Consider the following 22366-nt stretch of genomic DNA (forward strand, 5'->3'; position numbering starts at 1 on the left):
ATGTAGACAATTCAAAAACGATTCATGTTAATCATAGCAAATAAAACTTTGATATTAAAACAGAATCACTTACAGGTGATCTGTCACTACATCCTGTTTTGTCAGCTTGAGTAAATCTTCGGCAGAAAATCGGGATGTACTGAGTAATCTGACTGCTTGTTTTCGAATGGCATTTTCGATAATGTTTCTCACATAGCGGGCATTTGAAAAATTGCTTGATTGCTGGTATTTCTTTATATACAAGTGGGATTGTAAATGAGATATCGCCTCTTTTGTAAAATGGTATTCCTTCTCTGTTGCCATTTGTACAGCAATTTCCATTAATTGAGTTACTTCATAGTCCTGAAAGTCCATAATGAAAGGAAATCTTGACTGAAGACCAGGATTTAGAGATAAAAACCATTCCATTTCATTTGGATAGCCCGCCAGGATCAGTACAAAATCGTTGTGGTGGTCCTCCATATGTTTTACAATACTGTCTATCGATTCCTTTCCAAAGTCTTTCTCTCCGCCACGGGCTAAAGAGTATGCTTCATCAATAAATAATACCCCGCCCATTGCTTTTTGAATCATCGCTCTTGTTTTTTGAGCGGTTTGCCCAATATACTCACCAACTAAATCGGCTCTTTCCGCTTCTATGAAATGACCTTTTGATAACAACCCCATATCAAAATATAATTTGGCTAACTTTCGGGCTACCGTCGTTTTGCCTGTACCCGGATTCCCTTTAAACAACATATGGAGTACCTGCTTCGGAGCTTTCAAACCGAATTGCTCCCTTTTTTCATTGATCAAAACGGTTGCATAGATTTCCTTTATTTTATCTTTTAATTCCTTCATGCCAATAAAAGAAGAAAATTCTTCATCAATATGAGAAAAAGGTCTATTGTCAATGGTGTACAATGAATGATTTGTTTTTGGCTGTTCATTATTTTTTTCACTTAAGACAATGTTTATTTGACCATTCCTGTTTCGCTTCAATTGGGTCTCCATGTCATCACTCCTTCATCAATGTATTATACGTTCTTATAAAAAAGGTGTGACATATGCCCATGGGGATCTGTTTTTCTTCCGACTATTTAAATAGCTGGAAATATTTTCTCACGAAATGCCGGTTGCATGTCGGTGCGTAGATAAAACCTGCTTAATTGCAAAATACAGACGCGATGGCTAAGTTTTGACTTTTAATTTAACAAGCGAGGAAATACATGTCAAAAACATTTAATGTAAATGGTATGTCTTGTGGACACTGTGTTAGCTCAGTTGAGGGTGCTCTTAAAGAATTAAATGGTGTAAAAGATGTTCAAGTTAGTCTTGAAAATGGAAAGGTTACCCTAGATTATGATGAAAACCTAGTTAATGATAATCAGATTACAGCAATTTGAAGGTTAAAATATGTAAGTTAATTGAATTAGTTACACCATAAGGAATATAGTTGTAATTGCTAACTTATTCTGCAGGAAAAAAGTATCCATTTGCTATGCATTATATATCTCAATATTTTCAATAGAATATTACTATTATAAAGCACATATAGTTAATTATAATGGACAAGACATGGAGGAGGGAAATAGTGGAAACACCTCTGCTTTTCATATTTATAACGATTTTCATACTCTCAGTGTTGATTATTTTTAAATCAATCATCTTCAGAAGTAAAATTACAAATATGGTTGGCATGATGATCGCTATGTCAATCGGCATGAGTGCCGGTCTAACTGTAGGGGTTATTTTTGGAATATTAATTCCAGATAATTTTTTCATTGCAACGGTTTTGGGAATTATTGTTGGAATGTCTATTGGATTTATCGCTGGTATCCCAGTCAGTATTATGGCAGTATTGGATGGATTGTTGGCGGGAGTTATGGGAGGAATGATGGGAGCCATGCTCGGAAATATGGTTGAAATAGAATATCAAAATGCAATCATAAAAATAATGTTCTTTTTATTCCTTACCGCTTTACTAATGTTGCTTTATATGATCCAAAAAGAAGTAAATAAAAGCAAGCCAATATTCTACACCAACCCTTTGTTCATCGTGTTCATTTTTGGATTATTTTTTATTTTATTTAATCAAATGGGACCTATTATTACCCATGAGGAGTCCCCAAATAATAATCATGTAGAAGATCATCATTAAAATGGATGGTACCATATCAATCACCGTTAGGTTCTTTTAATTAATGTACCCAGCTAAAATGTTCATATATTTGTCTCTTTGTCTTCATAAAAAATGCATATTTACCAAGTAATATAATTGTTGAAAGTAAAATGATTAAAAGAAATAGGATTGGAGTTTTTATTTTTGAAAAAAGCTTTATTAGCAGCAATCTTTTTAGGTGTCGTGTTATTTCTCGCTGCTTGTGGCGGGGATGACACAGAGGAAACAGGAGACACTGGTTCTTCTGATGATTCATCTGCCACTACTCAGATTGATATTACAGCATCCAACTTTGCACTTGATCCGGCCGAACACACCGTAAATGCAGGTGAAGAAGTTAAAATATCTTTAACAAATGATGAGGGAATGCACGGGATTGCAATAGATGAGTTAGATGTGAATATTGAGGGTGAGGGTGAAGCAACATTTACGCCGGAAGAACCAGGAGAATACACAATTTATTGTAACATTCCTTGTGGTCAGGGACATGATGATATGATATCAACATTGATTGTACAATAGTATAGAGAGCCATTGCTCAATAAAACGTCTGGATTTTTTTAATTATCCAGACGTTTTATTGTTTCACTTGAAAAAAATCTTTCTTTAAGTGAGGAACCAAATGAACCCCTTATTTACTTTTGGACCGACAATTTATTTTTAAAAATAGGGTTCAAGGGTAATCAGCAAACTGCCAAACCATTTATAAACACTAATTATTCACCAAAAATGCACAGGACCTGCAAAAATATAAATCATAATAATAAATAGCCCCACCAAGGAAGAGATTAAGATATGCGAAAAATAGGAATTGGAATAGGATCTACAGTTATTATTGTCTTAACACTTTTTATATTCATTGGAAATTCCGGTAATTCCCAAAGTGCAGATCAAGATGCAGGCAAGATGTTGGAAAATGAGGATGTTGGCTTATCCCAGGAAGAAATTGAAAAAGGGTTGGACCTTCATGAAAACGGTGCTAATGGTACGTATGTTGTCAATCTGTTATCTGGTAATTTTAAAGGAGAAGTTGAAGGAACAGTACTCACAGATACGGACTGTGTAGCTGACGATGAAGGAATAAGCCGTTGCAATAATGAAATAGAACTTGATGATCAAGAGAAAGTAACCCTCATCAAACCGCATAACATGCAAAACTATCGCTGTTTAAGCCCTGGTGAAAAAGTCCTTTTATCCAGAAATGAAAAAGGTAAAGTCATCGTTCAGTTATTGGAAGTATAGAATAAGGAAACTATCACTAAGATATACGAGGTGATAGTTTCCTTTTTTAATAGACGATATCCAGAAAAATTTTAAAAACCGGAAAAGCCAAACCATGCTACTAAGAAGGACGTTAATTTAGTGATCCAGTCAAAGAATAGGGCAATTCCCATGAAAATCATGATATACCCACCGATTTTGATAAGTCGTATACTATGTTTTCTAATCCACTTTAATTTACCGATAAAGAATGATAGTAATAGAAATGGAATCGAAAATCCTAATATATAACTAATCATCATAATCATTCCAATATCCGGATTGGTTGCGGCTAGTGACAGTACAATTGCAAGTATAGGACCCATACAAGGTGTCCACCCTAATGAAAATGCCATTCCTATAATAAAGGAACCAAAAAATCCAGATGGCCTGTTCTTAAATGTAACCTTTCTATCTTTCATAAGGAAATTAAAATTCAATACGCCTACAATTACAAGACCAAAGAAAACAATGAGGACCGCACCTATCTGTCTTATAATATCCTGGTAAGTTAATAAGAGCTCTGAGACTGCAGACGTGGTAAAACCTATCATGATGAAAATACTTGAAAATCCTATAAGAAAGAAGATGGTATGTAATAATGCCTTTTTATTCATTTTTGTGTTTTCTTCTTTTATTTCACTGACACTCATCCCTGTAATATAAGATAAAAATGCCGGATATAGTGGTAAAACACAAGGTGAAATAAAAGATAAAAAACCGGCGCCAAATGCTATAAATATATTTATTTCAGCCAACATTTATCCCTCCGTATTTCTATTGTTCCGGCACTATTTCCTGTAAATATTCCTCCAGTCTTTCTAAACTGAGACCCCCGGCTACTACCCTTTCAATTATTCCATCAGAACGAATAAAATAGCTGCTCGGAAGTGGTCCCACTTTATATAGATCCTGAACTTCTCCAGTCTTATCATGCGGAATGGGAAAAGTTAAATCATATTTATCAATAAAGCGTTCCACCACAAATTCGGTACTATCTAAACTGACTGCAATAATTTCAATGCCTTTTTCTTTATACTTTGGATATAATTCTTCCATATAAGGCATTTCCTCCTCACATGGTTTGCACCAGGTCCCCCAAAAATTCAGCATTATTCCTTTCCCTTCATAATCGCTTAGCTGTATCGTTTCTAATTCGTTATTGTGGTTAATTTGCTTTAATTTAAAGTCAGGTGCCACATCTCCTTCTCCGTATACTGCATTATCTGCCTGTAAATTGGAGACAAGTGCAAATATAATAGCGCCTAATAATACAGCTAAAATTGATGTTCTAAAGATTAAACGATTTCTTTTTTTGTTTTTCTTATTTTTTTTGGCTTGTTCCAAACTCATATATGTCACTCCTACAAAAATATTTTAATATATCGTTTATCTAAAATTTGCAACCTACCTTTAAATATAAAACAATTATGTGCAGAATTTGTGTAGATTGAATAACCTAACAAAATGGACACAATATTTTCAAACATTGTACACAAACAATCTATCAGCAATTAACGGCTTACAGGCACGCATAAAAAAAGAAGACATTATCCCATGAAAAGGGTAATGCCTTTCTATTTATTACTGTGATCATTTATTAAGGTAAATATTGAAGTGGATTCTGCGGATTTTTATATCCACCAGGATGAACTTCAAAGTGTAAGTGCGGTCCTGTAGACACGCCAGTATTTCCCATTTCACCAATATTTTGTCCCTGGCTAACAGTTTGACCAGCAGATACAGAAATACTGTTTAAATGTGCATATAACGTTGTATACGTTTGTCCACCAATCGTATGTGTAATCAAAATTGCATTTCCAAAGCCGCCCATAGTACCTGCAGAACTCACTACACCGGATGCGGCTGCTTTTACCGGCGTTCCTATAGGAGCCGCTATATCAACGCCACCATGCAATCTTTGTGTTCCGTAAACCGGATGTGTACGATTTCCAAAATCAGATGTGAAAGTTCCGGATGCAGGCCAAATAAAGATCGCATCCCCGCCGCCTGAACCTACATTTGGTGTATTACCGGAACCGCCTGTGCTAGTGGCTTGTACCTGCTGCTCAGTTTCTTCTTTCGCCTTTTGTTCCAAATTACCTTTTTCCGATTCAGCAAGCTGTTTTGATCTTTCTACTGCTTCAGCTTGTGCAGCAATAAGTTCCTGCTCTTCATTTAAAGTAAGCATTTCCTCTTCCAGACTTTCATATTCTTCCTGAAGCTGTGCCATTAATGATTCTTTTTCTGCCATTTGCTCATCAAGCTGCTCCACTAATACAACCAGCTCATCTTTTTGCTCTTCCAGAACAAGCTTTTTCTCTTCTACTTCTTGTTTGCTTTCTTCTACTTCTCTTTTATTTTCTTCCAGTTCTTGTTTATCCCTGGTCTGCGCTTCCATGATTGATTTGTCTTGGTCCATGATGGTGTTAACTGCAGTAGCTCTGCTGATAAAATCACCAAAACTTTGAGAGCCTAGGATTACTTCTATGTAGTTCATGTTCCCGCCACTTTTTTGAATGGAGCGAAGCCTGTCTTTCAGTAATTCATCCCGCTTTTCAATTCTTTCCTCAAGAACCGTGATTTGATCATTCAATTCTTCTATTATATCTGCTAATTCTTGCAGTCTATTATTCGTGTCTGTAATTTCATTTTCCTTTTCTTCTATGTTTTTTGTTGTTTCTTGAAGACTATGATTAATGTCATTAATCTCTTTTTCAACGTTACTCTGTTCACTTAAATTTTCATCAATATTCTCTTGGATATCATCCCTGCTGCTATTTAAGTTACCTCTTTGATTCTCCAATTCCTGTCTTTCTTTTTCCAATTCACTAATCTTTTGTTGTAAACTGTCAATGGACTCTGCCTTCACCGTATCTGTTTGAAATGCTCCTATAGTAATTACAAGAACTACGGCAAGCATAACTGGAATAAATCTCTTCATTAACCCGCATTCCCCTTTCCCTGGATAACTTTTTTCTCTAATATGTTTTGGTTCTAGTGAGTTTGAAAGGACAAAGGATCTAAACTGTGTCCTGTTTTTTTTTTAAGTAAGAAAGTAAAGCCTTCTTACCTCAATATAATTTTTAATTTTCCACTTTGTGGTTTCCTATAATTCAACTAAACTTTTAAAAACTTGCGGACGTTCATAACACTTCCCAAATGCAAATAATGTTGTAAATCTGAAATATCAGTTCCTTTCTATGTATTTTGAAAAAACAACGCAGACTCTCACATTCAAGCTCCCTAAATAATTCTTTATCATTATAACAATAAAATTGTCGATTTTTTGCTGAATTTACATTACGTTTATGTTTCAAAGTAGAGGATATTGAAATATTATGTCATATTACGATTATGTTCCACATCTTACCATCGATTTAAATGGTGTTGCACGAATGGCCGGGGATATGGAGTCATTAAAACTGAGGGATGGACAGAAGAAGGATGAAGAAGATACAACAGTAGCTAAACGGCCACAATAAATGTTTTAAAGTAAGCATAAAAAGGAAGATATATGCCTCGAATGGCTCTATCTTCCTTTAATTTATTCAACATTATGATTTGCGAGATTGCTGATGTATTACTCCAAATATAATTAAAGTTAAAACACATTTATTATACATCGCTACATCTATAGCCATTACAGTAAAACCAATAAACAATGAAACAATTCTGCAATCTGGTTCCTAACTCATCTACTGCATAGCAAAAGAAATAATCGCATCCTCACTCGCTTCCGGAGCGGTTACTCGATCAACCTCTTCTCCATTTTTAAAAAGAATTAAGGTGGGAATGCTCATCACGCCATATTACTGCTGTGCAAACTCTAAGTTGTTATCCACATCAACATTATAAAATATCACATCCTGCAATTCTTTTGCTACAGCTTCAACAACAGGAGCCACTTGTTGACAGCCCGGGCACCAGTCCGCAGTAAATTTCAGTACAACTGGTTTTTCTTCCTCTTTTACCAATGTTTCAAAATTACTGGCCACTAATTCCTTTAGCATATTAAATTCCTCCCTTCGATTCTCAACAATGACAATAACTTCTCAAGGTAATACAATCAGCGGATTGATTTCAATAAATTTTTCTGCATCCATGGCAGCCATACAACCTGTTCCAGCTGCTGTCACAGCCTGCCTATATCTCTGGTCTTGGACATCACCTGCCGCAAATACACCAGGTACATTGGTATTTGTCGTTCCAGAATCAACCTTAATATACCCATTCGGATAAATATCAACTGCCTTATTCAGAAAATCGGTGTTTGGAATATGCCCAATCGCCAAAAAGACGCCATCCACTTCGATAAGCTGTTCTTCATTCGTAAGCTTATTCTTCACTTTAAGACCTGTTACCTGTTTGTCATCAGAGATAATTTCAATCGGTATACTGTCAAAATTCCAGTATATTTTCTTATTTCCCCTAGCTCGTTCCTGCATGATTTTGGAAGCCCGCAATTGATTTCTGCGGTGAATCACATGCACTTCTTTGGCAAATTTGGTAAGAAACAATGCTTCCTCCATGGCGGAATCTCCTCCACCAACCACAATAACTTTCTTGTCACGGAAAAAGAATCCATCACACGTGGCACAAGTGCTTACACCTCGGCCGAGGTTTTCTGACTCACCGGGAATTTCCAACATTTTGGCTCTGGCACCAGTAGAAATAATCACTGATTCTGCTTGAATTTCTCCAAGACTGTCGACCTTAAAACGAAAGGGGCGTCCGGAAAAATCTACATTCTTCACCAATCCAGTTTCAAACACAGCGCCAAATCGTTTGGCTTGTTGGCGCATTGTCTCTATCAGTTCGGGACCCATAATGGGATCAGAAAATCCAGGATAGTTTTCCACAGCTGTAGTTAGTGTTAATTGTCCCCCTGGTTCAGGACCTTCAAGAACAAGTGGTTTCATATTCGCTCTAGCTAAATAAATAGCAGAAGTCAAACCAGCAGGACCCGTTCCTAAAATGACCGTTTTATACATAGTTCACCTCTTTTTTCCCAACTACTTTGAGTATAATAAACTGAAATGTCATTCAGTGGGGGATGAGAACTTTCCCCCACTGGTGTTAGTAAACCCTATTTCCCCGTCTAAACAGATTTATTTTCGTATTTTTTTAGAGTGGAAATCTTGTGGATCTTTTACCCGTGAAGTGTTTCTTTGTTTTACTTTTTATGCATTATTTCTTGGAAGATTCTTTTTGTTGACCTGCTTTCAAATCATCAGACTTATTGGACTGTTTTGGTGTACAGCAAGAACATGTTGGTTTTGTCATCATCATCACCTCCTCGTGAAATGATATATCAAAAAACCCTTACATTTTACAAAACTGAGATTACAAGGCTTAACATAAACTATCCAACTTCTAAAAGCTTTTTGATTTCTTCTTTATTCTGCTCAAATCCGGTCATGCTTTTTTTCTTTTTCCATAAGCCTAAAACGGGGGGCTCCGAGAAGACAATTCCGGGAACAATTCGGTTACCTGTCAGCTTTTTCATTTCTTTTTCTTTAGCTGGCTGCTTCTCTAAGTCATATTGCTTATGCGGGATTTGATACTTGTTCAAGAATTTTTTCAAGTCTTGGCAATCCGAGCAAGTAGGTCTTGTATAGATTTCAAGCTGATAATTACCCATTGGACCTGCCTGCCTCCTTTCTATGATTCTTTCACTTCCAAGATAAACGAATAGACATGAATCCGGTCATCAAATTTAAACTCCGCCCATATTTTATACATGCCTGGGTAAGTGAAATGGGCATTAAATGTCGTTGTATCCTCGGAAGCTGGGTGAACGTGAATATATTCTTCCACTGCTTCATCGACAATCACTACATGACCTAAAGCTCCGAGATGTGTCTCTGGCTGTTCTCCATGCGTATCAAAAACTAAAGGTACTTCCTCTCCAACTATTGCCTCCACTTCCTCTAAGGTGACTGTCATGCCGTCGATTTCTATTGTCCAATCCTCTTCAGCATTTAAACTTGTTTTTGCTGTTTCTCCTGCCCCAATTTGTACTAGATTAGGAGTAGCTTGATACTCTTTGTTTATTGGAACAATATCAACAAATGCTTGATACGTTCCTTCATTTAAATCTTGACTCGCCCTAAATATTCCCTCTTTTTCCTTTTCAGGGTGTAAATGATAATACTCCTCTAGATCATTGGAAATCACGATTAAATGCATCTCTTTTTCATGTTCGACAGCCAGTTCTGGTGCTGCTCCTGTATCATCTTCTAATGCAATGAAAAATTCTTCGTTTTCATAGGTGATGTTAGTTTTAATTTCAGATTCGACTTCGTGATCATGCTCGTGATCCATGGATTCGACCTCCTTTTGATTATCTTCGGTATCGTGATCATCCTGTTCCGTTGTTTCTGCTTTTGAAGCTTCTTCGTTATTGTGTTCATCATGACCCAATGTTTCTTCTTCCTGTGTGTCTTCGCTAGTATGTTCATCATGATCCATTTGACCGCTCGCTAAAGGATTTTCACCTGTAAACAAACTATATCCTGCGACAACCACTACCACATAAAGAATACCTATAGAAACCCATTTCTTTATTGACATGACGCTACTGACCTCCTTTTAGCTTCAAGCGCTGTAATCGTAAAGCGTTAAGCACAACAGAGACAGAACTGAACGCCATCGCTGCCCCGGCAACCCATGGTGCAAGTAAACCAATAGCGGCAATCGGAATGGATGCTGTATTATAAACAAAGGCAAAGAATAGGTTTTGCTTAATGTTACGCATAGTCTTGGCACTTAATTGCACACTATCTGCTACACTATGCAAATCTCCTCGCATAAGAGTAATATCTGCTGCTTCAATGGCAACATCTGTCCCTGTACCAATGGCCATCCCAATATCTGCTACAGCTAGTGCAGGGGCATCATTCACGCCATCGCCTACCATCGCTACTTTTTTATCCATTTGTTGTAATAACTTAATCTGATCTGCTTTTTGTTCCGGAACCACTTCAGCGATAACATGATCAATCCCGACTTGTTTCCCGATCGCTTCTGCTGTCCGCTGGTTATCCCCAGTCAGCATAATCACTTCCAAGCCAAGTTTATGCATTCGGCGTATTGCTGCTTTTGATGTTTCTTTAACTGTATCAGCAACTGCAATTACACCTGCTAACTGTTTCTCTACACCGATAAGCATCGCTGTTTTTCCTTCTGATTCTAGTTTTGCCATCTTGTTTTCTACGGAAGAGACATCAATATTCTGTTGTTGCATCAGTTTTCTGGTGCCGACAAAAATCGTTCTCCCTTCAATAGAGGATCGAATACCGTATCCCGGTATTGCCTCAAAAGAATCAGCTTCTTTTATCTCAATTCCCATTGCTTTTGCACCTTTTACAATCGCTTCTGCAAGCGGGTGTTCTGAACTATTTTCAGCGGAAGCTACTAAAGCAAGTACTTCTTCCTCTGAAAACCCATGTTCTGTGAGAACGTCTGTTAATTCTGGTTCCCCTTTTGTTACCGTTCCAGTTTTATCTAATACAATGGTTGTTATAGAACGTGTATTTTCTAAATGCTCTCCGCCTTTAAATAAAACGCCTAATTCTGCAGATCGTCCTGAACCAGCCATGATAGATGTTGGTGTCGCCAACCCAAGTGCACATGGGCAAGCAATGACCAGGATGGTAATCAAAGGGACAAGTGCGGAACGCAATTCACCAGGATCGACAATGAAATACCACACAAGGAAGGTTACACTCGCTATCCCTACCACAATGGGAACAAATATACCCGATACACGGTCAGCCACTCGCTGAATATCTGCTTTGCTGCCCTGTGCTTCCTCAACAACTTTGACAATTTGCGAAAGTGCTGTATCTTTTCCAACTTTGGTCGCCTCGATGGTTAAGAGACCATTTTTATTAATTGTTGAGCCGATGGCAACATCACCTGTTTTTTTATCAACTGGGATACTTTCACCTGTAATCATCGATTCATCTACTGCGGATTCCCCTTTGATAATTTGCCCGTCAACAGGGATTTTTTCACCTGGTCTTACAATAATCGTGTCACCAACAATTACTTCTTCAATTGCTATTTCTTGCTCGTTCCCATTACGTATGACACGTGCTGTTTTCGCCTGCATGCCAAGCAATTTCTGAATCGCTTGGCCAGTGCGCCCTTTGGCACGTACTTCAAAGAGCTTTCCAAGAATAACTAACGTAATAATCACCGCTGCTGCTTCAAAATACAGCTCTGGCATCCCTGGTTGACCTGATGTTTGCCATTCAATTCCCAGAAAAATACTATAAAAGAAGGCTGCAGAAGTACCAAGAGCAATCAGTACATCCATATTTGCGCTCTTATTGCGCAATGCTTTATATGCACCTCTATAGAATTGTGCTCCGACAATAAATTGTACCGGAATGGCTAAAGCTAACTGTACCCATGGGTTCATTAACATATCCGGAGAGTAAATAAAAGACGTAAATTCAAAGTGTGTCACCATCGTCCATAATAATGGAAACGTTAGAATCGCTGAAAAGATAAACTTTCCCGTCTGATGGCGTACTTCTTTCTCTTTACTATTTGTTGTTTCTTCCTTGGATGTTTTTGTTTTAAGTGAATACCCCAGCTTTTTTACCGCTTCAATCATATCGCCAGTTGTCACTTGACCTGCATCATAGTCAACCATGACATTCTCTAAAGCGAAATTTACTGTAGCGTTAGAAACACCATCCATTTTGGAAAGTCGTTTTTCAATTTTAGTTGCACAAGCGGCACACGTCATACCTGAAATATCAAATGTTTGTTTATCATGTGCCACGTGATAGCCTAATTTCTCAATTTTATTTTCAAAATCTTGTACTTTTGTTTTCTCGGGATCGTAAACTACCTTAGTTTTTTCGATTGCAAAGTTGACATTTGCCTCAACCACGCCGTCTAGCTTATTTAATCCTTTTTCAATTTTATTGGCGCAAGCGGCACAAGTCATACCCTGAATTTGCAAGCTTACTTCTTTTTGTGCTTCCATAGCTTTTCCCTCCCTCATACCTAGTGGGGGTATATTAATAGTTAAAAGGAAATCGTGCTAATAAAGCACGATTATCCTGATTGCTTAGCAAGAAATGATTAACTTATGTGCTCTAAACATTTTTTCTTAAGCAACGTCGTAGCCATGTTCTTCAATCGCTTCTGTAATATCTTTCAAGTCGATCTTTTCTCCATCAAAGGTTAAATCAACTGTTCCCTCTTGTAAATGAACTTTTACGGTTTCCACACCGTTCAATTCTCCTACGCTGCCTTCAATAGAATTGACGCAATTTCCACAGGACATGCCTTGTACGTTCAATGTTTTATTGGTCATCTATAATCCCTCCTTTCTTATTGCTCTTACATATTACTATACCCCGGTTGGGTATGTCAAGTAAAAATTTATTTCAATATTTTAGAGATCGTCGTCATGAACTCAGAAACAATTTCTGGATCTCTTTTTTCCAACTTTTCGATAACACATGTATTAATATGACTCTCTAACAATAATCGTGAAACGGAATGTAATGCTGATTGTACCGAGGCCATTTGATTCAAAATATCATCGCAATATACATTTCGACCAATCATTCGTTTGACACCGTTAACTTGTCCTTCAATCCGATTCATTCGATTCATGAGTTGTCTTTGAAGTTGATCTGACATATCAGATACCTCCGTTTGAGAGCAGCACTTTTCCACCTGTTCTATTGGTTTTGTCTAGTTGGCTTATCTCCTTCATGTAATGCTCCTTTCTAAAAGAATAATGTAAAATCTTTTCTTACACCACTATACCATACCCCCATATGGTATGTAAATATTTTTTTATTGCAACTTACGAAAAGAAGAAAATAAAAAAGCTTATAGAGAGTAAAGCATATTGTCTCTATAAGCCAATTACAATGAGGCGATGATCCCCTATTCCGTTAAATTCTTACTTTGAATATTGTTGAATAACTTCTAATAATTCATCAATGACTTCTTCTTCATATCCATTCTTAATGGATTCTGTCATACATGTTTTTGCATGACGTTCCATCACTGAAAATCCAACTTTTTTTAACGCAGACTGTACTGCTGACAGTTGAATAAGAATATCCATACAATACCGATCATTTTCAATCATATTTTGGAGTCCTCGAACTTGCCCCTCTACTCTTTTCAAGCGATTGATCACTCGTTCCTTTTCTTGATCCGTCCTCGGTTCCAATGTCTTCTTGTCGCCCGTTACAGTTTGTTTAACTTCCTTCGATTCCGTCATGCTAATTGCCCCTTTTATTCATCCTTTATACGTTATTATATAGCATTTGCCTACCTTTACTCAATTCTTATATGGTAGGGTAGCTAAATTGTAAGATACACTTAACAACTAGCCTTATTACGAAATAAGTTCGTAAGCGTGGATGTAACACCTTAGGTAAGCACGTTTTTTTAAGCACTAACTTCATCTGTTAATTGAATCGTAGTAATACAAGTATTATCTCCTTCAAATGTGGAAAACGTGGATTCTGCAGTTTTTTCTGCATTTGAAATTGTAACGTTATAATTTCTGTTACGTGGCAGCCATAGATCTATAAAACCGTTCGCTTGAGATGTCATAGTTTCATCCACAACGATATTGCCTTCTTCATCTTCAATATAGACTTCAAAATCTTCTTCTACCATTTCGCCCTGGCAGCCTGTTAAGCTATGATCCGCACAAGGATGTGTTTGCTCTATGTATGGTGCAATAGATACAAAAAATTCATCTTCAGGCATTTCATAGACTGACTCGCTGCCATCGCTTTCCGTTACTATCAGTTCCTCGGATGTAGTAGAAGCGTTTTGGGCTTGGATGTTACCTAAGGTATAATCATCTACCAACTTTTTAATATCTTGTACTTCCTCTATATCTTGATTAGCAGTATTATTTCTATCAGTCAATACAAATAATGCTATAAGTGCAACAACAACGATTCCTGTAATCATCATAATTTTTTTATTCAATTATATCAGCTCCTATATAATACTTAGGTTTTCATATTGTATTATACCATTGAATCTCAGTTAAAATTCAATCTGTCACATAAAATTCATGGTACAGTTTAAGAAAAGCAGTATTCCCCCCTTATCCAACAGCATTAATCAAAATAATATGTTTTCTTATATTCCTTATTAAATTCTTTTCGTTCTTTCAAGGTAATTGTCGTTGTGTTGTGAACCATGACTATGATGCCCTCCATGATTATGTCCTTTCATCATAACTAGCATCAAAATTGGACAAATAAGCAGTAATAACAGTAATCCCCATTCCATAAGTAAGCACCTCCAAACGATATATTAAGATTAATACAATCGTTCATTAAATAATAACCTGTAATTTTCAAGAAAGTATGCATATATGATGTTATTTTTATGAACATCCATATTGTGCATACTAAAATGCTTCGTTCTGAACAAATACCTTCATTGTCGTATAACCTGCCTGCCTTGATTGAAAGAGGTATTTTACTATCTACTTTATCTGCTTTTCCTACTATTGATCTGGATTAATGGCTGCAATTGAATACGATAAACAATAATACTAAACTTTAAACAAAGAACAATGCCTGCCATTATTGTAAAGTCAGGCACTATTTCTCAATTCCCGGAATAAAACTATACCAGTGCAATTTATAATATCAAATAATCCCAATCTCTTCTTTTATTTGTTCAAAACCAAACCGGTCTACAAATCGATAAAACTTCTCCCTTTTCTTGCCATTCTCCCGATAAATACTCAAAATCTGGTCAACAAGATGATATAATTCCTCTGGCTGAAGGTTTGCTTTAACCAGTTTGCCTGGTTTTGCTTCCCTCCCTTTTGAAAGGCCACCTATATATAATTCATAAGTGTCTCCATCCTTCATCACGCCTATATCATTAATTAATGGTTCTCCGCAACCTATTGGGCAACCAGTATAAGCAGGGCGCAATGTAAATGGTACATCCTGACCAGCAATACGCCTATTTAATTCCTTAGCAACAGGCATACCCTCTTCTTCTTCACCTTTGCAAAAGTTACATGTACGTAGGCTTTTTACATATTTACCCACTTTATAATAATATAATTCCGCTTCATCAAATTTCCTTTTGGCCGTTTCTAATTCTTCTTCCGGGATTTGAACTACAAGTTGTTGTAAAGTGGTTAATTCTATTTCCGTGCCTTCATCTAAATATTCCCCTAGTACGGCTAGTTGCCTTGGTTTAAGTTTGGCTCCAAAGCCTATACCTCCATTTACAGCTAGTGGAATATACTTCTTGGTTTGCACCATTTTACCTTCCCCTTTTAAGTGGAAATTAAAATTTTTTTACACTATACATTATGTTATACCCCCGTATAGTATTCAATGCTTCTTTAATTCAGGAGATTTTTCAAATACTTGACAGCATAAAACCTATACATGATATATAAATGGAATTTAATAATTACAGCTTAGTACACAGTCTACGAACTATGGTCTCAGTACGCTTACTGATTTCTGAAATAAAGGTTTGAACGGCTTCACGTATCTCATCAACAGTTTTGTAGAACACGTTATAGATTACTGATTTTTTTAACCAGCCCCATAGTCCTTCAATTAGATTCAATTCCGGGCTATATGGCGGAAGAAACAGTAATTCCAATTGTTCGGAGTGTTCATTTAAAAAGGGTTTAATTAGATTGGCGTGATGAATTCTGGCATTATCAAGGACCATAAGAATCTTTTCATCTGGATAGCGATTAACTACTTGCTCCAGAAAAGATAGAAATTCCTTTGCATCATACCGTTCTCTTTCAATGCAAAAGATATCGCCAGTTTTGTAATCCAATGTACCAATTAATTTGACACCATGGTGCTTTCCATATGTTGGTATCTTCTTTTGTTGGCCTTTTGGAAACCAGGTTTTTGCAATGGCCTGATATCCCTTATCATGGATTCATCTTGAAACAAAATTCGATCAATCTCGCCATCGTTCATTTTTTTTAGCCGTTTCAAATTCTTCCTTGAATGCTTCCTGTTTTTCGGGATCAGCTTTTGCTAACGTGTATGTCGGCCTTGTATAACTGAGTCCTAAACGATGCAGCAAAGCACGCACGCCTCGATCTGTGAATGTGACATCATATTCTTGCTTGATCCAATCACGAATTAAAAAAGAGGTCCAGTTCATTTCAGCAGGAAAGTCAAAATCAACTGGCATTTTATTAACAATTACCTCGTAAACTTCTTGTTCCTGTTCTTCTGTAAGATGACGAGGACGACCCGGTGATTCACCTGGAATCAATCCTGCCAAACCATTGGACTTATATGTGTTTACGTAATTGTATATTGTTTTCTCGCTACAACCTATTAAGTCCGCAATCTCGCTTATTGGCTGTTCTTTTATATACTGTAAAATTGCTTGATACCGTTTAAATAAACGAAGATCTTTTGTATCTCCCATGGCTCTTTTAACAGCTTGAATTTCAGGGTTCAGATTGTCATATGGATAAATATTTTTCACTTTGTCCGCCTCCATAGGTAAAGATTCTATTACCTATATTAATTAGACAAAAGTGCTTGAAATCCTTTTTTTCCATTTATATAGAAAACCTTAGGAACATCTGAAGAAAATATTCCTAAGGTTTTTGTTAACACAATTTAAATTTCATTTATGCTTTTAATAACCTCGCATTAATAGCTACAATAATGGTACTTAAACTCATTAATACCGCACCTACTGCCGGGCTTAATATAATACCAATTGGAGCCAGAACACCCGCGGCCAATGGAATGGCAAAAATATTATATCCAGTTGCCCACCATAGGTTCTGAACCATTTTACGATACGTTTTTCCTGATAAATCCATTAAAGATACTACATCATTAGGGTTGCTCTTCACAAGTACTACATCCGCTGTTTCCATTGCTACATCTGTTCCTGCACCAATTGCAATTCCTAAATCAGCTGTTGCCAAAGCCGGGGCATCATTTACTCCATCACCGGTCATGGCTACTTTCCATCCTTTTTCTTGTATCTTTTTCACCTGATTCGCCTTATCATCCGGCAAAACTTCAGCATACACTTCGTCGATACCTAATTGTTTCGCTACCCAGTTGGCAACCTTTTTATTATCCCCCGTTAACATAATGGAATGAACCCCATTTTCTTTTAAGGTTGCAATTGCCTCTTTTGCTGTTTCACGGACGATGTCTGCTAATGCAATCATCCCGATCAATTCGTCTTCAAGTAAGACAAATACAACGGTTTTTCCTTCCTCAGACATCTCATTAAATAACTGCTGATCGTAATTTAAATTGTTATTATTCACATATCCTGGACTGACAACATTTACTTTTTTGCCGTCTACTTTCCCCTGAATACCTTTTCCGGTAATGGATTCAAAATCTGTTACTTTACCTAACTGTACCTTTCTTTCTTTAGAAGAATGAACGATTCCAGTTGCGATTGGATGTTCAGAGTTTTGCTCCAAACTTGCTGCAAAACCAAGAACATCCTCTTCATTGTAACCTTTACCAGGAACAATGTTAGTTACACCAAATTCCCCTTTTGTCAGTGTTCCGGTTTTATCAAAAACCACTGCATCCAGATTGCGCGCCAATTCGAAATTCGCACGGTTACGGATTAACAACCCTTTTCTGGCTGAAATAGTTGTGGAAACTGCAATAACTAGCGGTGCTGCCAATCCAAGGGCATGCGGACATGCAATAACCATTACGGTCACCATTCGTTCAATGGCAAAATCTAAAGATTGACCAAGAAGTAACCATATAATTAAGGTTGCAAATCCGGCAAACAAAGCAAGATAAAATAACCATTTAGCAGCACGATTAGTTAAATCCTGTGTTCTCGACTTGGATTCCTGCGCTTCTCTTACCAACGTAATTACCTGGGATAAAAATGATTCTTCCCCCATTTTTTCTACTTGTATTGTAAGCGATCCTTCACTATTAACCGAACCCCCGATTACTTTGTCGCCTTTAAACTTTTCGACAGGTACGGATTCACCCGTAAGCATTGACTCATTTACAGCCGATTTTCCATCAAGGATTGTTCCGTCAACAGGAATCTTTTCATCTGGCTTAACAAGTACCCGGTCATTGTTTTTTAACTCCGATAAAGGGACATCTTCCACATTACCATTTTCATCTACGCGGTGTGCTTCATTTGGCATGAGTTTCACAAGCTGCTCCAATGCATTAGATGCACCCATAACAGAACGCATTTCAATCCAATGACCTAGTAACATAATGAGAATCAATGTTGCCAATTCCCAAAACAACTCATGACCTTCAAAGCCAAACACAACTGCGGTACTGTACCCATATGCAACTGTAATAGCAAGTGCAATTAACGTCATCATTCCTGGGTTCTTATCTTTTAATTCGCTGATTCCACCTGTTAAAAATGGCCAGCCTCCATAAAAGAATATTACGGTTGATAATGCAAATAGAATATACATATCACCAGTAAAACGCCAATCTACCCCTATCCAACCTTGAAGCATTGGTGATAAAGCAAGAATTGGAATGGTAATGATTAAAGAGATAAAGAACCGTTTCTTAAAATCGTCCACCATGTCTCCATGGTCGTGGTGACCATGACCTCCGTGACTGCCGTGGTCATGCCCGTGACTGTGGTGGTGATGATTATCTTCATGTTCATGATGTTTGTGGTGTTCATGATGTTCATGGTTTTCTTTGTGATGATGTCCGTGATTATGATGATCATGGTGTTTGTGGTGTTCATGTTCATTGTGTGTATGTTTTTCGTCATCATGTTTTGCCATTGAGTTCACTCCTTCTAATATTATAGCTTCTTTGTCTATACATATTTTGTCCCATGTATATTTTTTCATTTCTACTATAACATATCATACCCCGGTAAGGTAATTTTAAATCTTAATAATAAAAATAGAACTATCATCACTTTTTGACAGTTCTATTTTTCACTATTTCGGCTAAGGTTAGGGGGATTTAGCCGATTATATTAAATTAAACCCTATTCCCGTTATTCTTAGGAACCTTTTCATCACTTGAACCATGACAATCTTGATACATTTGCTCCATTTGCTGTTCATTCATTTCCGGGTGCATTTCCTTCATGAATGGAAGCATTTCTTCAAAACTCCATACATTTTCTGCCCCACTGGCATATACTGCATTACCAATTCCTAAAACCAAAACAACAACTATCCCAAAAGAGATTAGTTTCTTTTTCAATAATGATCCTCCTTTCCTGTTGATTTGGCACAAATTAAAAGAAAAGATCTTTTCTTTATGATCTAAATATACATTAAAACTTTCGAGAATTTATCAAGAAAAGGTTAATATTTGATGAATTATACATATATGATTGTAAAAAAATTGTGCAGATTTTATGGAGTTTTGGAATTTCAGTTTATATTATAAAATAGTGGGAAACTTATATTCTGTAATAAAAATCAATTGAATGGAGGTTTTATTAATGGCTCACGAACAACATCAACAACTTATTCAAACTTTGCATGAATGTATGACAGAATGTAATCACTGTTATGATGCATGTTTAAAAGAAGATGATATTCAAATGATGGCTGAATGCATCAGGCTGGATAGAGAATGCGCTGATATTTGTGCTTATTTAGAACAGGCAATCTCAAGGGGCACGCCATTTGTTTCTGAATTAGCTGCCGTATGCGCTACTATTTGTGAGGCTTGCGGGAATGAATGTAAGAAACATAATCATGATCACTGCCAAAAATGTGCGGATGCTTGCTTTAAATGCGCAGAAGCTTGCAGAAGTATCGCTTAACTTGCAGTTAAAAGTCTACATCCAGAAATTTAAAAAAATGCTCACAATGATAACAATTCAATTGTGAGCATTTTTTAATGTAACTATTGATGTGAATTTATAACCTACACCCCAAACCGTTATAAGATACTCATCAATCGGAAAACCGGACTGACGGATCTTATCCCTTATGTTTCTTACATGGGAATCGATCGTCCTTCCACCAGTTTCGGCCTCAAATCCCCAAATTAAATCAATTAATTTTTGACGTTCAAATACTTGATTAGGATGTTTCATTAAATGACCAATCATTGAAAATTCTTTTTTAGTTAACCTGATTGGCCTTTTTTCAAAGAAAAGTTCATACCGGGATTGATCCCAAAGCAATCCATCTATTTCAATAGAACTTGTCGGGTTTCTTCTGCGTAACAATGCTTCCATTCGGGCTAATAGTTCACCCTCATTAAAAGGTTTAGTAATATAATCATCTGCACCCAGTTTTAATCCCTTAACGATATCCTCTTGTTGTTCGCGGGCGGTTACCATAATGATAGGAACGTCAGATATTTGTCTGATTTCCTGGCAAAGCTCCCACCCATCCATCTCCGGCATCATAATATCAAGTAGGACAATATCAAATTCTTCCTTTTTTATAAAAGACAGGGCTTCAGTCGCACCAAGTGCTTTCCTGCATGAATAACTATGAGGTGTTAGGTACAAAGCTAATAAGTCTAACATTCGCTTCTCATCATCAACTAATAACACTTTTTTCATCTTTGCCACCCCTCCATAACGATATAACAACACTTGTTCCTTTCCCTAATTCACTTTGCACTTCGATTGTTCCGCCATGTGATTCGATAATTTCTTTAGCAATTGCTAATCCCAACCCAGTACCGCCACTTTTTCGTGACCTTGATTTTTCAACCCTGTACAAACGGTCAAATATATATGGAAGGTCTTTCTTTGGAATACCCTCTCCATTATCCGTAATGGTAATTTGAACATATTGTTTCGTTTCATTTACCTCTAATGTAACCTGGCTGCCGGTAAATGAATGTTTTCTTGCATTATCCAATATATTTAGCAACACTTGTTGAAATCGTTCCGGATCAATATATGCAACTGTATCTATAGGGCAATTTACTAACAATGATATGTCTTTCTCCGCGTAAGCCGGTCTCAAACGATCAGCTAAGTTTTGGATCAGTCCCTCCAGTACCACTTTTTCGCGTTTAATAACAAACTTATTGTGGTCTATTTTCGCTAATTCAAATAGGTTCTTGATAAGTACATTTAACTGATCTGTCTCCTCACGAATAATATCAATATACTGCTCCCTATCCTCCTCTTGAATATTCGGACGACTAATTATATCCGCGTACCCTTTAATATAAGTCAACGGGGTTCTAAGTTCATGCGATATATTTGCCAAAAATTCATTTCTCTCATTTTTCAGCCGGTCCAGATCTTGCGATAATTGTGTAATAGCATTTGCCAACTCTCCAAGTTCATCTTTGCGTTCAGTGGATAACCCCACCTTGCTTCTTCCCTTACCTAATTGCTCAGTAGCCTCTTTTATTTTGATTAATGGAAGTGTAATAAACCGTGACAGTATGAAAATCGTTATTATTGTTAGAAATACCGTAATGATACCGATAATGAAAAATTGCCTGCTTATTTGACCGACAATTTGTTTAATTTGACTTGTATGAGCAAACATAAAGACATGACCTTGATGCGCTCCATTAATAGTGATTGGACTGTCCGTTACAATATATTCTTTCTCAGCCCATCGTTCTTCAACTATTTTACCTTCGCTTGGTATATCTTCAAAATGCGTATGATCGATTGCTTCCTGCATTTCTTTTTCAACAGGATCAGAGTTAACCAGGATATTTCCGGTGGCATCAGTTATTATAACAACAAAATCAGAAGCCGATTCCATCATTCCTACATGTTCTAATGTCGGATTTTCAAAATTATCCTCAAGGACATCTCTATGACTATTACCTCTTGCCAGCAGATTATCCATTACTTCTTCAATTCGGTCGTTGGTCAGATTCGTATATAGAATAAAGAATAAAAAAGACTCAATTATTAAGATAAACACAAAGAATAGTAATCCAATTTTAAAAGATAATTTATTAAGCATAATAGCCCTCT

26 protein-coding genes and 1 pseudogene are annotated in these 22366 nt (G+C 36.8%); 7 read left to right on the forward strand and 20 right to left on the reverse strand.

Going from position 1 to position 22366, the window contains the following annotated elements; translation table 11 throughout:
• Positions 1 to 69 precede the first annotated feature (69 nt).
• Complete coding sequence (gene spoVK / locus ACDX78_RS18630; RefSeq protein ID WP_486029706.1) at positions 70 to 993, reverse strand: stage V sporulation protein K; 924 nt, start codon at positions 991 to 993, stop codon at positions 70 to 72.
• 215 nt (positions 994 to 1208) lie between these two features.
• Here spoVK and ACDX78_RS18635 point away from each other — a divergent pair, with 215 nt between their 5' ends.
• The 4 genes from ACDX78_RS18635 to ACDX78_RS18650 all read left to right on the forward strand — a co-directional run bounded on the left by ACDX78_RS18635 (position 1209) and on the right by ACDX78_RS18650 (position 3403).
• The gene (locus ACDX78_RS18635; protein WP_486029708.1) at positions 1209 to 1385 is read left to right on the forward strand and encodes a cation transporter; all 177 of its coding nucleotides are present in this window, start codon (positions 1209 to 1211) and stop codon (positions 1383 to 1385) included.
• Between the two features lie 188 nt (positions 1386 to 1573).
• Positions 1574 to 2140, forward strand: coding sequence for a hypothetical protein (locus ACDX78_RS18640; protein WP_486029710.1), 567 nt, complete (start codon positions 1574 to 1576; stop codon positions 2138 to 2140).
• Between the two features lie 165 nt (positions 2141 to 2305).
• On the forward strand, positions 2306 to 2683 hold the full coding sequence (locus ACDX78_RS18645) for a cupredoxin domain-containing protein (protein WP_486029712.1): 378 nt from the start codon (positions 2306 to 2308) through the stop codon (positions 2681 to 2683).
• Positions 2684 to 2956: 273 nt separating this feature from the next.
• Positions 2957 to 3403, forward strand: a complete 447-nt coding sequence (locus ACDX78_RS18650; RefSeq protein ID WP_486029714.1) for a hypothetical protein — start codon at positions 2957 to 2959, stop codon at positions 3401 to 3403.
• A 71-nt stretch (positions 3404 to 3474) separates the two neighbouring features.
• Here the strand turns inward: ACDX78_RS18650 and ACDX78_RS18655 are convergent, their stop codons facing one another.
• The 3 genes from ACDX78_RS18655 to ACDX78_RS18665 all read right to left on the reverse strand — a co-directional run bounded on the left by ACDX78_RS18655 (position 3475) and on the right by ACDX78_RS18665 (position 6365).
• Positions 3475 to 4179: a cytochrome c biogenesis CcdA family protein gene (locus ACDX78_RS18655; RefSeq protein WP_486029716.1), complete on the reverse strand. Its 705-nt coding sequence runs from the start codon at positions 4177 to 4179 to the stop codon at positions 3475 to 3477.
• A gap of 19 nt (positions 4180 to 4198) precedes the next feature.
• Complete coding sequence (resA, locus tag ACDX78_RS18660; RefSeq protein ID WP_486029717.1) at positions 4199 to 4774, reverse strand: thiol-disulfide oxidoreductase ResA; 576 nt, start codon at positions 4772 to 4774, stop codon at positions 4199 to 4201.
• Positions 4775 to 5021: 247 nt separating this feature from the next.
• On the reverse strand, positions 5022 to 6365 hold the full coding sequence (locus ACDX78_RS18665; protein WP_486029719.1) for a peptidoglycan DD-metalloendopeptidase family protein: 1344 nt from the start codon (positions 6363 to 6365) through the stop codon (positions 5022 to 5024).
• A gap of 397 nt (positions 6366 to 6762) precedes the next feature.
• Here ACDX78_RS18665 and ACDX78_RS18670 point away from each other — a divergent pair, with 397 nt between their 5' ends.
• Positions 6763 to 6906: a hypothetical protein gene (locus ACDX78_RS18670; protein ID WP_486029721.1), complete on the forward strand. Its 144-nt coding sequence runs from the start codon at positions 6763 to 6765 to the stop codon at positions 6904 to 6906.
• A 327-nt stretch (positions 6907 to 7233) separates the two neighbouring features.
• Here ACDX78_RS18670 and ACDX78_RS18675 read toward each other — a convergent pair whose 3' ends face one another.
• The 10 genes from ACDX78_RS18675 to ACDX78_RS18720 form a co-directional block, all read right to left on the reverse strand.
• Positions 7234 to 7434, reverse strand: coding sequence for a thioredoxin family protein (locus ACDX78_RS18675; protein ID WP_486029722.1), 201 nt, complete (start codon positions 7432 to 7434; stop codon positions 7234 to 7236).
• 42 nt (positions 7435 to 7476) lie between these two features.
• Complete coding sequence (gene trxB, locus ACDX78_RS18680) at positions 7477 to 8415, reverse strand: thioredoxin-disulfide reductase (protein WP_486029723.1); 939 nt, start codon at positions 8413 to 8415, stop codon at positions 7477 to 7479.
• 371 nt (positions 8416 to 8786) lie between these two features.
• Positions 8787 to 9065: a glutaredoxin family protein gene (locus ACDX78_RS18685; protein WP_486029725.1), complete on the reverse strand. Its 279-nt coding sequence runs from the start codon at positions 9063 to 9065 to the stop codon at positions 8787 to 8789.
• A 20-nt stretch (positions 9066 to 9085) separates the two neighbouring features.
• Complete coding sequence (locus tag ACDX78_RS18690) at positions 9086 to 9997, reverse strand: hypothetical protein (RefSeq protein ID WP_486029727.1); 912 nt, start codon at positions 9995 to 9997, stop codon at positions 9086 to 9088.
• Between the two features lie 4 nt (positions 9998 to 10001).
• A complete protein-coding gene (locus ACDX78_RS18695; RefSeq protein ID WP_486029729.1) occupies positions 10002 to 12428 on the reverse strand; it encodes a heavy metal translocating P-type ATPase in 2427 nt (808 codons plus the stop codon).
• Positions 12429 to 12554: 126 nt separating this feature from the next.
• Complete coding sequence (copZ, locus tag ACDX78_RS18700; protein ID WP_486029730.1) at positions 12555 to 12761, reverse strand: copper chaperone CopZ; 207 nt, start codon at positions 12759 to 12761, stop codon at positions 12555 to 12557.
• Between the two features lie 68 nt (positions 12762 to 12829).
• Positions 12830 to 13093 (reverse strand): metal-sensitive transcriptional regulator, encoded by a 264-nt coding sequence (locus tag ACDX78_RS18705; RefSeq protein WP_486029732.1) that lies wholly within the window; start codon positions 13091 to 13093, stop codon positions 12830 to 12832.
• A 268-nt stretch (positions 13094 to 13361) separates the two neighbouring features.
• Positions 13362 to 13688 (reverse strand): metal-sensitive transcriptional regulator, encoded by a 327-nt coding sequence (locus ACDX78_RS18710; protein WP_486029734.1) that lies wholly within the window; start codon positions 13686 to 13688, stop codon positions 13362 to 13364.
• A 170-nt stretch (positions 13689 to 13858) separates the two neighbouring features.
• Positions 13859 to 14398, reverse strand: a complete 540-nt coding sequence (locus ACDX78_RS18715) for a CueP family metal-binding protein (RefSeq protein WP_486029786.1) — start codon at positions 14396 to 14398, stop codon at positions 13859 to 13861.
• 183 nt (positions 14399 to 14581) lie between these two features.
• Positions 14582 to 14722, reverse strand: a complete 141-nt coding sequence (locus ACDX78_RS18720) for a DUF2933 domain-containing protein (RefSeq protein WP_486029736.1) — start codon at positions 14720 to 14722, stop codon at positions 14582 to 14584.
• A gap of 99 nt (positions 14723 to 14821) precedes the next feature.
• Between ACDX78_RS18720 and ACDX78_RS18725 the strand changes: the two genes are divergently transcribed.
• A complete protein-coding gene (locus tag ACDX78_RS18725) occupies positions 14822 to 14959 on the forward strand; it encodes a hypothetical protein (RefSeq protein WP_486029738.1) in 138 nt (45 codons plus the stop codon).
• Between the two features lie 128 nt (positions 14960 to 15087).
• Here the strand turns inward: ACDX78_RS18725 and ACDX78_RS18730 are convergent, their stop codons facing one another.
• From ACDX78_RS18730 to ACDX78_RS18745, 4 genes and pseudogenes are all read right to left on the reverse strand, one after another.
• Positions 15088 to 15720: a nitrite reductase gene (locus tag ACDX78_RS18730; RefSeq protein ID WP_486029740.1), complete on the reverse strand. Its 633-nt coding sequence runs from the start codon at positions 15718 to 15720 to the stop codon at positions 15088 to 15090.
• Positions 15721 to 15874: 154 nt separating this feature from the next.
• Positions 15875 to 16945, reverse strand: a pseudogene (locus ACDX78_RS18735) (IS630 family transposase).
• Between the two features lie 133 nt (positions 16946 to 17078).
• Positions 17079 to 19217, reverse strand: coding sequence for a heavy metal translocating P-type ATPase (locus ACDX78_RS18740; protein ID WP_486029742.1), 2139 nt, complete (start codon positions 19215 to 19217; stop codon positions 17079 to 17081).
• Positions 19218 to 19422: 205 nt separating this feature from the next.
• A complete protein-coding gene (locus ACDX78_RS18745; RefSeq protein ID WP_486029744.1) occupies positions 19423 to 19650 on the reverse strand; it encodes a hypothetical protein in 228 nt (75 codons plus the stop codon).
• 244 nt (positions 19651 to 19894) lie between these two features.
• Here ACDX78_RS18745 and ACDX78_RS18750 point away from each other — a divergent pair, with 244 nt between their 5' ends.
• Complete coding sequence (locus ACDX78_RS18750; protein WP_486029746.1) at positions 19895 to 20221, forward strand: four-helix bundle copper-binding protein; 327 nt, start codon at positions 19895 to 19897, stop codon at positions 20219 to 20221.
• Between the two features lie 57 nt (positions 20222 to 20278).
• Here ACDX78_RS18750 and ACDX78_RS18755 read toward each other — a convergent pair whose 3' ends face one another.
• Positions 20279 to 20974: a response regulator transcription factor gene (locus ACDX78_RS18755; RefSeq protein WP_486029747.1), complete on the reverse strand. Its 696-nt coding sequence runs from the start codon at positions 20972 to 20974 to the stop codon at positions 20279 to 20281.
• Positions 20952 to 22355 carry a sensor histidine kinase gene (locus ACDX78_RS18760; protein WP_486029749.1) on the reverse strand — a complete coding sequence of 468 codons (1404 nt, stop codon included), beginning with the start codon at positions 22353 to 22355 and terminating at the stop codon, positions 20952 to 20954. The genes ACDX78_RS18755 and ACDX78_RS18760 overlap by 23 nt, the downstream gene beginning before the upstream one ends.
• Positions 22356 to 22366 lie beyond the last annotated feature (11 nt).

The sequence above is a fragment of the Virgibacillus oceani genome, assembly GCF_041521345.1.
GTDB lineage: Bacteria > Bacillota > Bacilli > Bacillales > Amphibacillaceae > Virgibacillus_N > Virgibacillus_N oceani_A.

Excerpts from the sequence above, each read along its gene's own strand:
- spoVK (WP_486029706.1), bottom strand. The coding sequence starts at position 993 with ATGGAGACCCAATTGAAGCGAAACAGGAATGGTCAAATAAACATTGTC.
- ACDX78_RS18635 (WP_486029708.1), top strand. The coding sequence starts at position 1,209 with ATGTCAAAAACATTTAATGTAAATGGTATGTCTTGTGGACACTGTGTT.
- ACDX78_RS18650 (WP_486029714.1), top strand. The coding sequence starts at position 2,957 with ATGCGAAAAATAGGAATTGGAATAGGATCTACAGTTATTATTGTCTTA.
- resA (WP_486029717.1), bottom strand. The coding sequence starts at position 4,774 with ATGAGTTTGGAACAAGCCAAAAAAAATAAGAAAAACAAAAAAAGAAAT.
- ACDX78_RS18665 (WP_486029719.1), bottom strand. The coding sequence starts at position 6,365 with ATGAAGAGATTTATTCCAGTTATGCTTGCCGTAGTTCTTGTAATTACT.
- ACDX78_RS18670 (WP_486029721.1), top strand. The coding sequence starts at position 6,763 with ATGTCATATTACGATTATGTTCCACATCTTACCATCGATTTAAATGGT.
- ACDX78_RS18675 (WP_486029722.1), bottom strand. The coding sequence starts at position 7,434 with ATGCTAAAGGAATTAGTGGCCAGTAATTTTGAAACATTGGTAAAAGAG.
- trxB (WP_486029723.1), bottom strand. The coding sequence starts at position 8,415 with ATGTATAAAACGGTCATTTTAGGAACGGGTCCTGCTGGTTTGACTTCT.
- ACDX78_RS18685 (WP_486029725.1), bottom strand. The coding sequence starts at position 9,065 with ATGGGTAATTATCAGCTTGAAATCTATACAAGACCTACTTGCTCGGAT.
- ACDX78_RS18690 (WP_486029727.1), bottom strand. The coding sequence starts at position 9,997 with ATGTCAATAAAGAAATGGGTTTCTATAGGTATTCTTTATGTGGTAGTG.
- ACDX78_RS18695 (WP_486029729.1), bottom strand. The coding sequence starts at position 12,428 with ATGGAAGCACAAAAAGAAGTAAGCTTGCAAATTCAGGGTATGACTTGT.
- copZ (WP_486029730.1), bottom strand. The coding sequence starts at position 12,761 with ATGACCAATAAAACATTGAACGTACAAGGCATGTCCTGTGGAAATTGC.
- ACDX78_RS18705 (WP_486029732.1), bottom strand. The coding sequence starts at position 13,093 with ATGTCAGATCAACTTCAAAGACAACTCATGAATCGAATGAATCGGATT.
- ACDX78_RS18710 (WP_486029734.1), bottom strand. The coding sequence starts at position 13,688 with ATGACGGAATCGAAGGAAGTTAAACAAACTGTAACGGGCGACAAGAAG.
- ACDX78_RS18715 (WP_486029786.1), bottom strand. The coding sequence starts at position 14,398 with ATGATGATTACAGGAATCGTTGTTGTTGCACTTATAGCATTATTTGTA.
- ACDX78_RS18720 (WP_486029736.1), bottom strand. The coding sequence starts at position 14,722 with ATGGAATGGGGATTACTGTTATTACTGCTTATTTGTCCAATTTTGATG.
- ACDX78_RS18725 (WP_486029738.1), top strand. The coding sequence starts at position 14,822 with ATGAACATCCATATTGTGCATACTAAAATGCTTCGTTCTGAACAAATA.
- ACDX78_RS18730 (WP_486029740.1), bottom strand. The coding sequence starts at position 15,720 with ATGGTGCAAACCAAGAAGTATATTCCACTAGCTGTAAATGGAGGTATA.
- ACDX78_RS18740 (WP_486029742.1), bottom strand. The coding sequence starts at position 19,217 with ATGGCAAAACATGATGACGAAAAACATACACACAATGAACATGAACAC.
- ACDX78_RS18750 (WP_486029746.1), top strand. The coding sequence starts at position 19,895 with ATGGCTCACGAACAACATCAACAACTTATTCAAACTTTGCATGAATGT.
- ACDX78_RS18755 (WP_486029747.1), bottom strand. The coding sequence starts at position 20,974 with ATGAAAAAAGTGTTATTAGTTGATGATGAGAAGCGAATGTTAGACTTA.
- ACDX78_RS18760 (WP_486029749.1), bottom strand. The coding sequence starts at position 22,355 with ATGCTTAATAAATTATCTTTTAAAATTGGATTACTATTCTTTGTGTTT.